11 protein-coding genes are annotated in these 14,964 nt (G+C 43.5%); 8 read left to right on the top strand and 3 right to left on the bottom strand.

The features are described 5' to 3' along the window. Positions 1-119 precede the first annotated feature (119 nt). From VEB00_12255 to ftcD, 3 genes are read left to right on the top strand one after another with little or no spacing between them, the layout of a single operon-like run. Positions 120-1,802 carry a formate--tetrahydrofolate ligase gene (locus VEB00_12255; protein HYF83787.1) on the top strand — a complete coding sequence of 561 codons (1,683 nt, stop codon included), beginning with the start codon at positions 120-122 and terminating at the stop codon, positions 1,800-1,802. Between the two features lie 52 nt (positions 1,803-1,854). Beyond that, entirely contained in the window at positions 1,855-3,882 is a 2,028-nt protein-coding gene (locus VEB00_12260) for a urocanate hydratase (protein ID HYF83788.1), read from the top strand. 22 nt (positions 3,883-3,904) lie between these two features. Continuing rightward, positions 3,905-4,801, top strand: a complete 897-nt coding sequence (gene ftcD / locus VEB00_12265; GenBank protein HYF83789.1) for a glutamate formimidoyltransferase — start codon at positions 3,905-3,907, stop codon at positions 4,799-4,801. A gap of 31 nt (positions 4,802-4,832) precedes the next feature. On the opposite strand, the gene VEB00_12270 is transcribed toward ftcD, so the two are convergent. Then, complete coding sequence (locus VEB00_12270) at positions 4,833-5,324, bottom strand: prolyl-tRNA synthetase associated domain-containing protein (protein HYF83790.1); 492 nt, start codon at positions 5,322-5,324, stop codon at positions 4,833-4,835. 360 nt (positions 5,325-5,684) lie between these two features. Here VEB00_12270 and VEB00_12275 point away from each other — a divergent pair, with 360 nt between their 5' ends. Further along, positions 5,685-8,738, top strand: coding sequence for an AAA family ATPase (locus tag VEB00_12275; protein HYF83791.1), 3,054 nt, complete (start codon positions 5,685-5,687; stop codon positions 8,736-8,738). A gap of 336 nt (positions 8,739-9,074) precedes the next feature. On the opposite strand, the gene VEB00_12280 is transcribed toward VEB00_12275, so the two are convergent. Beyond that, on the bottom strand, positions 9,075-11,210 hold the full coding sequence (locus tag VEB00_12280) for a CocE/NonD family hydrolase (GenBank protein HYF83792.1): 2,136 nt from the start codon (positions 11,208-11,210) through the stop codon (positions 9,075-9,077). Between the two features lie 361 nt (positions 11,211-11,571). Here VEB00_12280 and VEB00_12285 point away from each other — a divergent pair, with 361 nt between their 5' ends. Next, positions 11,572-11,706 carry a hypothetical protein gene (locus tag VEB00_12285; GenBank protein ID HYF83793.1) on the top strand — a complete coding sequence of 45 codons (135 nt, stop codon included), beginning with the start codon at positions 11,572-11,574 and terminating at the stop codon, positions 11,704-11,706. 25 nt (positions 11,707-11,731) lie between these two features. Beyond that, positions 11,732-12,283, top strand: coding sequence for a hemerythrin domain-containing protein (locus VEB00_12290; protein HYF83794.1), 552 nt, complete (start codon positions 11,732-11,734; stop codon positions 12,281-12,283). Between the two features lie 36 nt (positions 12,284-12,319). On the opposite strand, the gene VEB00_12295 is transcribed toward VEB00_12290, so the two are convergent. Next, positions 12,320-12,613: a YmaF family protein gene (locus VEB00_12295; protein HYF83795.1), complete on the bottom strand. Its 294-nt coding sequence runs from the start codon at positions 12,611-12,613 to the stop codon at positions 12,320-12,322. A 214-nt stretch (positions 12,614-12,827) separates the two neighbouring features. Here VEB00_12295 and VEB00_12300 point away from each other — a divergent pair, with 214 nt between their 5' ends. Beyond that, positions 12,828-13,508, top strand: coding sequence for a response regulator transcription factor (locus tag VEB00_12300; GenBank protein ID HYF83796.1), 681 nt, complete (start codon positions 12,828-12,830; stop codon positions 13,506-13,508). Further along, positions 13,508-14,917 carry a HAMP domain-containing sensor histidine kinase gene (locus tag VEB00_12305; GenBank protein ID HYF83797.1) on the top strand — a complete coding sequence of 470 codons (1,410 nt, stop codon included), beginning with the start codon at positions 13,508-13,510 and terminating at the stop codon, positions 14,915-14,917. The genes VEB00_12300 and VEB00_12305 overlap by 1 nt, the downstream gene beginning before the upstream one ends. Positions 14,918-14,964: the final 47 nt, after the last annotated feature.

The raw sequence follows: 14,964 nt of genomic DNA on the forward strand, positions 1-14,964 counted from the left end.
TTGCAGAGCTGCCGTGAGGCTGTTCTATTTTTTTGTATTTTTAGACGTTTTTGTGACGCTGTTTGGGATAGAATAAATGTATATGAATTTAGAAAATACGCGGTGAAAGGATGATTAATATGGAGAATAAAGTACCTAGCGACATAGAAATAGCTCAGCAGGCGAAAATGAAGCCTGTATCAGAGATTGCAGAACAGTGGGGAATACAAGAGGATGAGCTGGAGCTTTACGGGAAATATAAGGCAAAAATCAACCTCAGCATTTTTGATAGACTTAAGGATAAGCCTGATGGCAAACTGATATTGGTTACGGCTATCACTCCAACTCCAGCAGGAGAAGGCAAGTCAACAACTACAGTAGGCTTAGGCCAGGCGCTTAACAAAATAGGCAAAAAAACAGTAATTGCCTTAAGAGAACCATCTTTGGGCCCGGTTTTCGGGGTGAAAGGCGGAGCTGCAGGCGGCGGCTATGCCCAGGTAGTGCCTATGGAGGATATCAATCTCCATTTTACTGGTGATATGCATGCTATAACAACAGCTAACAACCTGCTTTCTGCAATAATAGACAATCATTTCAATAATGGAAATTCACTGAATATAGACCCAAGACAGATAGTTTGGAAAAGAGTAATGGATATGAACGACAGGGCGCTCCGTGAGGTGGTTGTAGGCCTTGGAGGCAAAGCCAACGGCTTTGTAAGACAGGATGGCTTCATGATTACTGTGGCTTCTGAAATAATGGCTATTCTCTGCCTTTCCAATGATTTGATGGATTTGAAGGAAAGACTCGGGAGAATGGTTATTGCATATAACTTTGCGGGCGGACCGGTTACATGTGCTGATTTAAAGGTTCAGGGAGCAATGGCAATGCTTATGAAGGATGCAATAAAACCTAACCTGGTGCAGACACTGGAGAATACACCAGCACTTATACACGGCGGACCTTTTGCCAATATAGCTCACGGCTGCAACAGCATAATGGCTACCAAGCTGGGACTTAAGCTTGGTGAATACCTTGTTACAGAGGCAGGCTTCGGTGCTGACCTTGGAGCAGAGAAGTTCCTGGACATCAAATGCCGCTATGGAGGATTAAAGCCTTCAGCTGTTGTAATAGTAGCAACTATTCGTGCTCTTAAGATGCATGGCGGAGTAGTAAAGGCGGAGTTGGGCAAAGAAAATCTTGAAGCAGTGGATAAAGGCTTTGCAAACCTTGAAAAACAGGTTGAAAATATCCGCAGGTTCGGACTGCCTGCAATGATTGCTGTAAACCGTTTTGTAAGTGATACAGAGGCAGAAATTGAACTCCTTATCAAGAAGTGCAAAATTTATGGTGTGGAAGTTTCACTGAACGAGTGTTGGGAAAAAGGCGGAGAAGGTGGAATACATATGGCTGAAACCTTGGTGAAGATGGTAGAGGCTTCAGCGCCTGATTTCAAGTACCTTTATGATGTTGAAATGCCTATAGCAGATAAGATAGATGCAATAGTAAAAGAAATCTATGGTGGAGACGGCGTAGTTTTCTCTTCTAAAGCTCAAAAGGAGATAAAGAAGCTGGTGGAAATAGGCTTGGATAAGCTGCCTATATGCATGGCAAAGACACAGTATTCACTGTCTGATGATCCAAGTCTTTTAGGTGCTCCAAAGGGCTTCAAGGTAAATGTAAAAGAGGTAAGGGTATCTGCCGGAGCAGGCTTCATAGTATGTCTGACAGGAGATATAATGATAATGCCGGGACTTCCAAAGGTACCAGCCGCAGAAAAAATTGACATCGATGAGAATGGCGTAATCACAGGATTATTCTAAATATAATGTAAAATGCTGTGTCTTATACAGAATTTTTATGGGAGGGTTAAAAATGGTCAGTAACCGCGAAATAGCACAAGCAATGATAGTCAAACTTGATAATGTGCTGCCGGAGTATCAGAAATTTGTTGAAGGAATCCGCAGGGCTCCGGACAGAGGCTTTAAGCTTACCTCTGCCCAGACCGAGACGGCGCTTAAGAATGCGCTTCGTTATATACCGGAAGAACTCCACGAGAAAGTAGCTCCTGAATTTTTGGAAGAGCTTCTGATAATGGGCAGAATATACGGATATCGTTTCAGACCTGAGGGAGACCTTAAGGCGAAGGGTATAGACGAATACAAAGGGAACTGCATTGAAGGCAAGGCATTCCAGGTAATGATAAACAACAACCTCAGCTTTGATATAGCGCTGTACCCCTATGAACTGGTTACCTACGGGGAGACCGGATCTGTATGCCAGAATTGGATGCAGTACAGATTATTGACAAAGTACCTTGAAACAATGACAAATGAGCAGACTTTGGTTGTGGAATCAGGCCATCCGGTAGGATTATTCAGATCCAAGCCTGAGGCTCCAAGGGTAATAATAACCAATGCTCTTATGGTAGGTATGTTTGACAACCCAAAGGATTGGGATATTGCAGAGCAGATGGGGGTAGCCAACTACGGGCAGATGACTGCCGGAGGCTGGATGTACATAGGACCGCAGGGAATAGTACATGGCACCTTCAACACTCTCTTGAATGCAGGCAGAAAAATACTTGGGATACCTCAGGATGAGGACCTTAAAGGAAGACTGTTTATTACCTCAGGACTTGGCGGTATGAGCGGAGCTCAGCCAAAGGCAGTTGAGATTGCAAATGGAGTAGGAATAATTGCTGAAGTGGATTACTCCAGGATAAAAACAAGACTCAATCAGGGTTGGGTTAAAAAGGTATCCTCAGATCTTAAGGAAGTATTTGAAGCTGCACATGAGTATATGAAGAAGAGGGAGCCTATGTCCATTGCTTATCATGGAAACATAGTTGATCTTCTTGAGTATGCAGTGAAAAATGATATTAAGATAGAGCTTCTATCAGATCAGACCTCCTGCCACGCAGTCTATGAAGGGGGCTACTGTCCTCAGGGAGTTTCTTTCGAGCAGAGGACACAGATGCTGAAGTCTGACAGGGAGAACTTCAAGAAGCTGGTTGACCAGTCCTTGAGAAAGCACTTCGAAATGATAAAGGCATTGGTAGCAAAGGGGACTTACTTCTTCGACTATGGCAACGCATTCATGAAATCGGTTTATGATGCCGGAGTTAGTGAGATATCCAAGAATGGAATAGACGAGAAGGATGGATTCATATGGCCTTCCTATGTAGAGGACATCATGGGGCCGGAGCTCTTTGACTATGGCTATGGACCCTTCAGATGGGTATGCCTCAGTGGCAAGCATGAAGATCTGATAAAAACCGATAAGGCTGCTATGGATTGCATAGACCCCGATAGAAGAGGGCAGGATAGGGACAATTATGTATGGATCAGGGATGCAGAAAAGAACCAGCTGGTTGTTGGCACCCAAGCAAGGATATTGTACCAGGATGCTATGGGAAGAACAAAAATAGCGCTGAAATTCAACGAAATGGTTAGAAAGGGCGAAGTAGGGCCGATAATGCTGGGACGTGACCATCACGACGTAAGCGGCACTGACTCTCCTTTCAGGGAAACCTCAAACATAAAGGACGGCAGCAATGTAATGGCTGATATGGCTACTCAGTGCTTCGCAGGAAATGCGGCAAGGGGAATGAGCCTTATAGCACTCCATAACGGCGGCGGTGTAGGTATAGGAAAATCCATCAATGGCGGTTTTGGAATGGTTCTGGATGGCAGCGAAAGAGCTGACAACATACTGAAAACAGCTATGCCCTGGGATGTAATGGGTGGAGTTGCTAGGCGCGCCTGGGCGAGAAATGAAAACTCAATTACTACAAGTATGGAATACAACAAAGATAATCAAAAAACAGACCATATAACCATACCATATATTCCAAAGGAAGAGTTGGTTAAGGGCTTGGTCGAAAAGGCATTTAAAAAATAGGGGGAGACAAAAAATGAGCAGTATGAGCAAACTAATTGAATGTGTGCCGAATTTCAGCGAAGGCAGGGATTTGGACAAAATAGAGAAAATAGTAAATCCCTTCAGGGGAAAAGACGGCGTCAAGCTTTTGGACTACAAAAGGGATGCGGACCACAACAGAGTTGTTGTTACAGTTGTAGGAGAACCTCAGGCGGTTAAGAATGCGGTGCTTGAAGCCATGGGTATTGCAATTGAGCTGATTGATTTGACAAAGCATCAGGGACAGCATCCTAGAATGGGAGCTGTAGATGTAGTGCCTTTCATACCCATAAAAAATGTGAGTATGACTGAAGCAGTTGAGCTTGCAAAGGAAGTAGCCAAGGAAGCATCAGAAAAGTACAATCTTCCGATATTCTTATATGAGAAGGCAGCCACGGACCCACAAAGAGAGAACCTGGCAAACATCCGCAAAGGTGAATTTGAAGGTATGGCAGAAAAGATAAAGCTGCCTGAGTGGAAACCGGACTATGGTACAGCAGCGATACATCCTACAGCCGGTGCAACAGTAATCGGCGCTAGAATGCCGCTTGTAGCATTTAATGTTAACTTGAGTACAAACAGCATGGATATCGCTAATAAGATTGCAAGGAATGTAAGATTCCTAAACGGTGGCTTGAGATACTGCAAGGCAATAGGCATCGAGCTTAAGGACAGGGGAATAGTACAGATTTCCATGAATATGACAGACTATACAAAAACAGCGCTTTACAGATCCTTTGAACTCGTCAGGATAGAAGCGGCAAGATACGGTGTGAGCATAGTGGGCAGTGAGATAATAGGATTGCTGCCTATGGAAGCGCTCATTGACACAGCTGTGTACTACTTGGGCGTGGAGGACTTCTCCATGGAACAGATTCTTGAAAACAGGTTGATGGAATAATTGTAGGGGCGATTCACGAATCGCCCTTTTTTCATATCTTTACATATTCGAACTTGTTGCCTCGCCATTTCAGGAACTTTATAAAGTCATCGTACAGTATTGAAACAGTAACTGTATTGACATTGGGATGAAGGCATATATGCTTTGAATTCTTGAGGGCTTCATCTATAAGAACTGTGACTTCCTTTCCTTCATCATTCAACAGTCCAAGGGGAGTGACGGAGCCAGGGGTCAAGCCCAGATATTTAGAAAGCCTTTCTGATGAAGCAAAGCTTAAGCGAGTGCTGCCTATCTGCGCTGAAAGATTCTTAAGGTCTGCTTTTTTTTCCGGGGACACAAGGACCAGATAGTGCTTATCCCCATTGTGATTCCTGACAAAGAGGTTCTTGCAGTGCCGGCCTTCCATTTTCAGTCTCATATTATCAAGGTCTTGTATTGTATATGCGGGTATATGTTCATATCGTGTATACGGGATTTCCAATTTTTTAAATGCATCGTAAACATTCTTTTCATTTTCGGACATCATGTCTTTATCCTCCAATACATTTCGCGAAAAACATTTCATCTTCTTAATTCAAATTTCGCGTAAATGTTTCCTTAATTTTTATTGAATTCGCACGACACCCAATAGGAATGCCTTTGTGCGTTCAATATCGAAACGGATTACTAATAATTATCCTACCACATTATAGAAATTATACAAGCTTTAAGGAATTTATTGTACCAGATGTTTTGCATAAAACATTTTCCTTGGTTTCATAGGTTGCCTATTTCTTCCTTGAAGCAGCTTTAATGCAACCTATATATAAACTTAAACAAAAAGATATGGTAAAATGAATGTATGTCTGACGATATGAGAAATGGAATGAAAGAAGGTGGTAGGATGAGTTCCGTACAGGTTAAGCTGCTTCAGGCTCCGCTGGTTCTAAAAGACAGTGAGCAGATTGTATTTCCCTTTAAGAAGGCTGAGGCTCTGTTTTACTATCTTGTTGTAAACAAGCAGGCTTCAAGGGATGAATTGGTGGATCTTCTCTGGGGGGAAACTGATGAGGAAACGGCCAGAAAAAACCTGCGCCACGCCATATACATGATACGAAAGGCTTTCGATGCGGAAATTATCATATCACCCCAGAAATCAACTGTATTGCTTAACCCTGACATCGAAATAAAAACAGACCTGCAAAGCTTCCTCCAGGAGGAGGAAAGTGCTTTAGAGGCATATGGCGGTGAGTTCCTCAAGGGCTTTCTGGTTAAGGATGGGGAGAAGTATGAAGAATGGATGTTCCAATGCAGGGATTATTATAGAGACAAGTATATAGCCGGGCTATATGAAAAGCTTAATCAATGCAGCATGAAAAGTGAGAACAGTAAGCTTGAATACTATTCAAAGCTGCTTATCAACGAGGATCCCTTGGATGAAAGACCTTACAGACTGCTCATGGAGAGCTATGGCAGCATAGGGGCTTATCATAAGGCTGAGGAGCTTTATCTCAGGCTGAAGCACACCTTGGGACAGGAGCTTGGTATAGCACCGGATAGTAAAACCGAGAAGCTGCATAAGAATAATCTGGCAAGGCGCAGTATAGAGGATAACAAGAGGGACAGCGCCAGGGGATTTTTCTTTGGACGGTCCAGGGAGCTGGACATAATAAGGGAGCAGTTTGAAAGCTTCAGTCTTCAGAAGGGAAACAAGTCAATCCTGATAGTTGGTGAGGCAGGAATAGGTAAGACAAGGCTTAAGGAGCGCGTTTTTGAAAATGTGGATGAAAGCAGCCTATATGTAATTAACTCCAATTGCTATCAAGCTGAGGAGGATTATCCACTTAAGCCGTGGAATCAGGTCTTTTCGACCTTAGCAGAGATAATAAAGGAAGAAAACATAGAAATACCTCAGCTATGGAAAAACATAATTGTACGTCTTTTTCCGGCCTTTGATCCTGAGGTACAGACTGCTGCCGATACCCTCATTGAGCGTACAGACAAGGTGAAATACAAGGTAGTTGAGGAAGCGGTGCTGGAGGTGCTTAAAAAGGTAAGCAGGAAAAAGAAGCTGGCAATTGTCTTCGAGGACCTGCACTGGATGGACAGCACCAGTATCAGGCTATTGAGCTTTGTGCTCAGGCGTCTGGGCGGCAGCGGGGTTATGGTGGTTGCCACCTGCCGCAACAGCTATGAAAAAAGGATAGAGCAGTTTATTGCCGCCATGGTAAAGGATGGGCTGGTGGAAAAGCTTGTGCTTTCAAGGTTCACAAGGGATGAGGTAGAAGGGTTCATTATGGAGCTTCTGCCTCAGCAGCAGCTATCCCAGGAGATGAGGAAACGTATATACGAGGAAACAGAGGGAAATGCCTTTTTTCTTATAGAGCTCCTGAATACCGTCAAGGAGAAGGGGGTTATAGGTGAAATCTCCGGCAAAGCCCAGGACATATTGAAGAGCAGGATTATTGACATACCTGAAGAGGGGATGAAGCTTCTTAATATCACATCCATGTTCTTTGACAGGGTTGACCTGGATATGCTTCAAACCCTAAGCGGCAGGGATGAATCGGAGCTTCTGGACACACTTGAGGAGCTGCAAGGCAGATATATCATTAGAGAAGTAGAGAATGGCGAGGATATAAGCTTTGAGTTCACACACAATAAGCTTAGAGAGTTCATATACGGACTTCAGTCCACCTCCAGACGCAAAATTTTGCATAATCGTATCGGACAAGCTTTGGAGAAGCGGCTTACAGGAGGCTTCGAGGATAGGTTCTTATACCCAAAACTGATATACCATTTCTCAAATGGGGGAAACAAGCTGGCCGGGTTGAACTACCGCATTAAAAACCTTGATATATATTCTGATTTCAGTCATGAGCTTTTCCCCGTACAATACGACGATGTAGAAGCAGGGGGACAGTCCTTTATCAAGCAGGAGGAATCTATCAAATACCTGGAGGAGCTTGAGGAGCAGCTGAAGGAAATCAAGGGACAGGACAAGAATAACCAGGAGATACTCAAGCTGGAGCTTGCTTTATACTATGCTAAAGGCAGTTACTGCATACAGGAAGGGGAATACGGCCTGGGAGTCAAAGCAATCAAGGATATGCTGGAGCGTGCCTGCGAAAGCGGTGACTTCCGATATGTGCTGAAGGGTTGCAGGCGGATGATATATTATGGGATTCAGGTTCACAACACCGAACTGATGCAGGAGTATCTGACAAAAGGGATAGAACTTGCAGGCCAGCATAACCAAATGAAGGAAATGGGCATATTACTGCGCTTGAAGGGCTTACAAAGGCTTATGACAGAAAACTACGAAGAGGCTGAAGAAACTTTGAAGCATTCCATTGGAGTATTTGAAGCACTGAATAGGCAGGAAGACCGGTATTCATTGAATATCGCAGCTGCATATAACTATGTGGGGGAAATCCGCCGCTACAATATGAGATTCTCAGAGGCACTGAAATATTATGATAAGGCGATGGATATATGTGATGAAAAGAGAATTTTCAGGGGAATAGCAGTTTTTAGTACAAATGCGGGCAAGGCCGCTTTTGATATGGGGGATTACCATCGTGCGAAAAGCTACTTTATGAAAGCAATAAAGGATTACAACCAGATGGATACGCTGCTGGGACGCTCCACTGCAGAAGGCTATATGGCACTTCTGCTTATAAGGGAAACAAGATATGAAGAAGCGCTGGAGTATATGCAAAGAAGCGAGATATACTCTGAGAAGCTGAAAAGTCCTTATGAGCTGGGCTTGGTCTGCAGGGTTAAAGCGGAAATAAAGATGAAGCTGGACAGGAATCCAAAGCCCAGGAGTATCTTCGAAAAGCATCTTCCTCTGACGGTCAGCGAATACTGCAGTCAAGGGATTAAGCATCTGAGCGGTGTCAGGAACTGTTACGAAAGAGGAATATTAGAGGTACTAGCAAAGAATAAGGGATAAAGATTCATATAATATAAAGACTGCGTCTTAAGCAACGGGGGAACGGGTACCACGGTTTTCCTTCGGAAAAACACTGAAATCCACTAAATTACACGGCTGGGAGGATATCCATTAATGAAACCATCTACAGCCTAATATGTCATCCTGAGCAAAGCGAAGGATCTTAGACCCTCAAGCAATACTTGAAACTATAAGTCTGGGTCAACATAAAACATAAGATTCTTCACTGCGTTCAGAATGACAAATATAAAATTAACCGTGCAATTCCGTAGGAATCCGTGGAACATCCGTGTGTTCAGTGGTACCCGTTCCTTCGTTCCCCTGTGTCACATTATTCTACAAATGAGTAATTATCGGCAGCTTCACATGGCTTGGGTATTGTCCATTATGATATATTTTCTGCACTGCACACACCATTTCCACATCATCGGGCACATTATTTCCGGTATTGTGGTTGGGGAAGGCGAGGTTCTTTGCTCCTGAAGTTATTGTTACCCTGATTCGATGCCCCTTCTTAAATACATTTGCTGTCTTTGCCATTCGTATCTCATATTTTTCAACTGCACCTGGCTCTATAAGTTCCGGCTTCTCAAAGGACTTTCTATATCTAGCCCTTAATATTCCATCTGTAAGACGTATGGAATTCCCTTCCTCATCCACATCCTCCAGCCGTACGATCCAGTCGGTATCCCTGGCAGAGCTGGCAGCATATATTTCTGCAAATATATTGCCTGCTATTGCGACATCGCTTTCCAAAGGACTGGAGGTGTAAACCAGCACATCGTCTCTCTTGTCTACGTCCTTGTAATTTTCAGGGACGTTCATCTCGTTTTCAGAGACATCGATAAGGAAGGGGGTGGGGTCTTTAGGGTCGAATACATAGGTGTCATAAGGCTCATCCCCAGCAGTAGTCATGTCAAGTTTTCCATCCCCACTGCTGGTCTTTGAATTTCCAGAGCTATGAATGTAAGCGTTTTTATATACTGCTTGTTCAGGCGGCCATTTTTCAGCCTTTTCCCACTGATTGGCTCCTACCATATAGTACTGCACTACGGGTTCCTTCTCCACGCCGTTATCGATATTTTTCAGGAACCTGTCAAACCAACGTAAGCACAGCACATCAAGGTCATATCTTATAGCAGTATTCCCAAAGGCAACCCCATGGATATCCCTTGTACTGTTGAACTGATGGAACCAAGGCCCAAAGATGAGTTTCTGATTCTTCCTCTTGTTCCGCTCATTCATTTCCCATGCTGCCGTGGATCCCATGCCGTTGTCGTCATACCAGCCGGAAATTATAATGGAGGGAACATCTATCTTGTGAGAATCTAAGGTCCAGTCAATATTCTGCCAGAATTCATCATTATTAGGATGCTGCATATGCTCATCCCAGAAGTGTATATTTCTTCCCAAAGCTCTTTGAGGAATATCCTTAATAGGGCGTATGGCAGCCACTTCAGCCCAATCATCACGCTTTAAGGCTTCCTTGTTGGAGCTTTTATCCGCCATCATAAACGCCCAGGCAAGTGAGCCGGAGGAATATATGCCACCCCTTCTCTCAATGTCTATGAAGGTAGGCCCTGAAGTAACCATAGATACCAGCGCTTTCAGATGAGGATTGCCGCTTGCTGCCGTTGCCCACTGGACATTGCCCAAGTACGAGGCGCCTGTCATGCCGACATTTCCATCAGACCAAGGCTGTTCGGCTATCCAGTTCAAGGTGTCGTTCCCATCTTCTCTATCATATTTATACGGAACCCATTCCCCGTCGGAATCATCTCTGCCACGTACATCTTGTATTACCAGAGCATAGCCTCTTCTTACGAAGCGGTGCCAGAATTCTATGCTGCTGTATCTTCCGTAGGGTGTTCTTATTAATACAGTTGGATATCTTTTGGAGTCATCAGAAGGACAAGGCAGCCATATATCTGTGGCTAAACTCGCTCCATCTCTTGTTATTACATGGAATGTACCTATATTCTTCACATTATGGCTGTCTCTTGATATTAAAGGGTCGTCCCACTGCTTCAAAGGGGTCAGGGCTTCATATCCCGGTTTTACCAGCATATTGCAGCGGTCTCTTGCTGTCATTATGAACCCTATAATTGAGCCATTACTCTCCACAATATCCAAAGGCAGGCCGCTGCCCTGCATAGCCCATATCCAGGCTGTATCCTTCTGCCCACGGGCTTTGCTTTCAACTTTCATATACCGGCTGTATCTTTTGCCGGAGGGAAGCAATATTTCGTCATCAGTTTCCCAGTTCACGGCTTCAGCCTCATTTAGGCATTGCAATACAGCAGGCATAAGTCTATCGTATTCATTGCTTGCTGGATCAAACACACTGTAGGTCGGCCATTCACCGGTTTCTATATCCTTTGAGCGATACTTTACGCCAGACTTGCCAAATATAAAATCGGCAGTATGGCTTCCCGATCTGTAAAAACGAAATTCCCACTCACTGTTTTTCATAAGATCCCTCCTAATATTGAAAGGCTGACAGCAACAATTATCTAAGTTTTATTATATATAAACCATTCTAGAAATACTAGCAAGCATTAAAAGACCTTGGGGTAATTCCCAAGGCCTTTTGCCTCTACCTGAACAGTACTTTGGCAATCAGCCGGAGGAGGTACATGAGCAGCCCCAGGAGCAGCAGAAGCAGACTGACCCACATGAAGAGGTCTTTGACACTTGTCATTATATTTGCTAATACATAATATGCAGAAAAACCAGGGGTTAGAAAGCTGTGTGCAAGTGTTTTTGCTGCAAAAAAATCTAAGAACGTATACGTATTATTAAGCTTACAAATAATAATCAAGAGGTGATTATTATGAAAAATGATAATAATAAGAAAAACGTGATAAGAAAGCACAATCCTACACTTACGGATATAAACAGGGCAGCAGAAAGGCAGGAGTTCATAGACCCTGAAAAAGGACCTGAGAATAAAGGCAAAAAGCGCTAATTATCAGTTAAAGGCGGTATGATGAATGAAATCGATAGATATCCTTGTAGAAGAGCATAGGTATATAAAAATGGTGCTTAAGGAAATTAGGAGACAGTGCGTAGAAATTGTGAGGGGCGAAGATATTGATTTCCAGCTGTTTTACAACGTAATTGACTTTGTGCGGAATTTTGCAGACAAGTATCATCATAAGAAGGAGGAAGACAGACTTTTCAACATCATGGCTGAGCAGCTGGAACTTGGGGTAGTAAGTGGCCCTATAGCGGGGATGCTTATGGAGCATGACATTGGCAGGGCTCACATTAAGGATTTGGAAAATGCTTTGAAGGAATGCCAAAAAGGCAATATGGATGCCAAGGTGGATATCATAGCGAATGCTATAGGCTACGAGCAGCTGCTTTTAAAGCATATAGACAAGGAAGATAATGCAATATACAAGCACGCAGAGAGGCGCTTGTCCAAGGAGACCCTGGAGAAGCTGGATACAGAATTTGAAGCTGTAGAAAAGGACAGCCAGAATACTGCAACAAGGAATAAGTATATTGAGTTCGCAAAGAGCTTAGGCGGCAATTCATAAGTAAAACAGGGCAGTTCATATGAACTGCCTTCTTAATCAATAGTCAGTATATATATTAGTGTAACCGTATATTAAGTGATAATGGCCGTTGTCCAAGGTGGTTATACTCTGAAAGTAATGCACATGCCCACCTTCTACCTCAATGTCCGGGCTGGTTACTACCGAATAGTAATGCACATGGTCGTTTTCTTCGGTGGTATAGCCGGACAGATAGTGGACATGCCCGCCAAAATCAGGGTTCCTGGTTGTTGTTCCAGAAAAATCATGAAAATGTCCGGCAGCCTTGCTGGTTCTGCTTTCATAGCTGTGCGTGTGCATTTCGTCATACATGCTATGCACCCCCCCTCTTATTAATCTATGCTAAAGCAGCACTTTTGGATATTGCGGAATATAAATTTGCACAAGTCTTACAGTCAGACATTTTAAAATGCAGGCTTGCGGGATGCAGCCTGTGTTTTTTTTATTTATGGTGCTAATATTGTCTATTCATTAGTGTTGATGTATCATAAGGTTAAAATAAAATGCTGAAAACGGTGGGGTAGATATGAAGGGAAGAATACTGGTCGTTGATGATGACAGGAATATAGCGGATCTCATAAGGCTATACCTGGAAAAGGAGATGTTTGAGGTAAAGACCGAATACTCCGGCAAAAGTGCCCTGGACGCATTCCATTCATGGACTCCGGACCTTGTCATTCTGGATATTATGCTTCCCGAGATAGACGGCTATGAGCTTTGCAGGCAGATGCGGAAGGTAAGCAGGATCCCTATTATAATGCTGACTGCAAGGGGAGAGACCTTTGACAAGGTGTTGGGCTTGGAGCTTGGAGCCGACGACTATATGGCAAAGCCCTTTGAACCCAAGGAGCTCACGGCCAGAGTGAAAGCCGTACTCAGAAGGACAATGGGCTCAGATGAGACAGCTGAAGAGGTTGTTTACCCTCAGCTCGTGATTAATAAAAGTGATTACAGCGTTACATACCAAGGAAAGAAAGCAGATGTACCGCCAAAGGAGCTGGAGCTGTTTTATTTCCTTGCAAGCCATCCCAACCAGGTTTTTACAAGGGAGCAATTATTGGAAAAGCTTTGGGGCTATGACTTCATGGGTGATACCAGGACAGTAGACGTTCATGTGAAAAGGCTGAGGGAGAAATTCAGTGATGAAGCAGGTCGGTGGGAGATAAAGACTGTTTGGGGCGTAGGCTACAAGTTCGAGGTGAGATGATGAAGAACAGTATATTGAAGAGATTGTTTATTACTTACGGAATAGCAATAATAATAGGCTTTGCAATACTTGCCTTGTCGCTTCTTAAAATATTCGATCAATATTTTATTGAGAATAGAAAAGAACTTTTATATGATCAGGGCAGAAAGGTAGCCAAGGAAGCGGCAGAATTCCTTTATGCCGGGAACTCCAATTCCAGGAGCCTGGCAAATGATTTGCAGGTATTGGACAAGTTCCTTAACGCACATATATGGGTGGTTAACAGCCAGGGAACAATAATAGTTTTATCAGGGTCCAACGACGAGCAGCTTTTAGGGAGAAGCTTAGAGGAAGAAGAGCTTAAAGAACTTGAAAGTGGGCAAAGCATAGAGGCACGGGGTGACTTTTACGGGATGCTTAGTGAACCTTCGCTGACAGTGGGCTATCCTGTTTTTGTGAACAATAATTTTGCCGGTGGAGTGCTGGTTCATGCTTCCCTGCTGGAGATACAGAAGAACTTTAGGGAAATCTACAGTCTGACTTTATGGGCAATTCTGGTTTCTGTAGCTGTCGCTTATGGAATTTTGTTTTTACAAATCCGGAGAATTTCAAATCCTATAAAAGAAATAAATGAAGCAGCCAAGGTAATTGCAGGGGGGGAGTTCCAGAAGCGTCTGGATATAAATACCGGAGATGAGATAGAAGAGCTGGGGAGAAGCTTCAACAACATGGCGGAATCACTGGAAAAGATAGAAGAGAACAGGCGGAACCTCATAGCCAACATATCCCACGATCTGCGGTCACCCATGACCTCTATAAGAGGTTTTATAGAAGGCATCGTAGACGGTACCATTCCGGAGGAAAAGAGAGAGCATTACTTGAACATAGTTTTGGAAGAGAGCAAAAGATTAATCAAAATAACAAACGAGCTTTTGGAGCTTAATAATATACAGCAGGGAAAGCTTGAAATAAAAAAGGAAGCCTTCGAACTCAATGAGACAATCAGGAGGAAGCTTATATCCTATGAGAGAGGAATAACACAAAAGCAGCTCAATGTGTCCTTCAACATGTATGAGGAGAAAAGCTTCGTATTATCTGACCAGCTGCTTATAGAGAGAGTGCTGTCCAATCTTATGGATAATGCTGTGAAGTTCACACCAGAGAAAGGCAGCATAGAGATAAAGACCGCAGGTAAAGGGAACAGCATATGCATAGAGGTTGCTAACACTGGGGCTGAAATCAGTGCTGAGGAGCTTAACAGAGTTTGGGAAAGATTCCATAAGGGGGACGCATCCAGGGGAACATATAAAAACGGTTATGGGCTGGGACTTGCCATTGTAAAGGAGATAATAAACCAGCTGGATGAAAAGATTTGGGTTGCAAGCGGGGAAGGCTTTATAAAATTCACATTTACTATTGAAAAAGTATAAAGTTTACAATTCGTTCATATTTTGTTCAAATATTTGCGATATATTTA

This window comes from Clostridia bacterium, from assembly GCA_035628995.1.
Classification (GTDB): domain Bacteria; phylum Bacillota; class Clostridia; order Lutisporales; family Lutisporaceae; genus BRH-c25.

Bases quoted from the DNA above. Each gene is read 5' to 3' on its own strand.
- ftcD (HYF83789.1), top strand. From the start codon at position 3,905: ATGAGCAAACTAATTGAATGTGTGCCGAATTTCAGCGAAGGCAGGGAT.
- VEB00_12255 (HYF83787.1), top strand. From the start codon at position 120: ATGGAGAATAAAGTACCTAGCGACATAGAAATAGCTCAGCAGGCGAAA.
- VEB00_12275 (HYF83791.1), top strand. From the start codon at position 5,685: ATGAGTTCCGTACAGGTTAAGCTGCTTCAGGCTCCGCTGGTTCTAAAA.
- VEB00_12305 (HYF83797.1), top strand. From the start codon at position 13,508: ATGAAGAACAGTATATTGAAGAGATTGTTTATTACTTACGGAATAGCA.
- VEB00_12285 (HYF83793.1), top strand. From the start codon at position 11,572: ATGAAAAATGATAATAATAAGAAAAACGTGATAAGAAAGCACAATCCT.
- VEB00_12270 (HYF83790.1), bottom strand. From the start codon at position 5,324: ATGTCCGAAAATGAAAAGAATGTTTACGATGCATTTAAAAAATTGGAA.
- VEB00_12290 (HYF83794.1), top strand. From the start codon at position 11,732: ATGAAATCGATAGATATCCTTGTAGAAGAGCATAGGTATATAAAAATG.
- VEB00_12280 (HYF83792.1), bottom strand. From the start codon at position 11,210: ATGAAAAACAGTGAGTGGGAATTTCGTTTTTACAGATCGGGAAGCCAT.
- VEB00_12260 (HYF83788.1), top strand. From the start codon at position 1,855: ATGGTCAGTAACCGCGAAATAGCACAAGCAATGATAGTCAAACTTGAT.
- VEB00_12295 (HYF83795.1), bottom strand. From the start codon at position 12,613: ATGTATGACGAAATGCACACGCACAGCTATGAAAGCAGAACCAGCAAG.
- VEB00_12300 (HYF83796.1), top strand. From the start codon at position 12,828: ATGAAGGGAAGAATACTGGTCGTTGATGATGACAGGAATATAGCGGAT.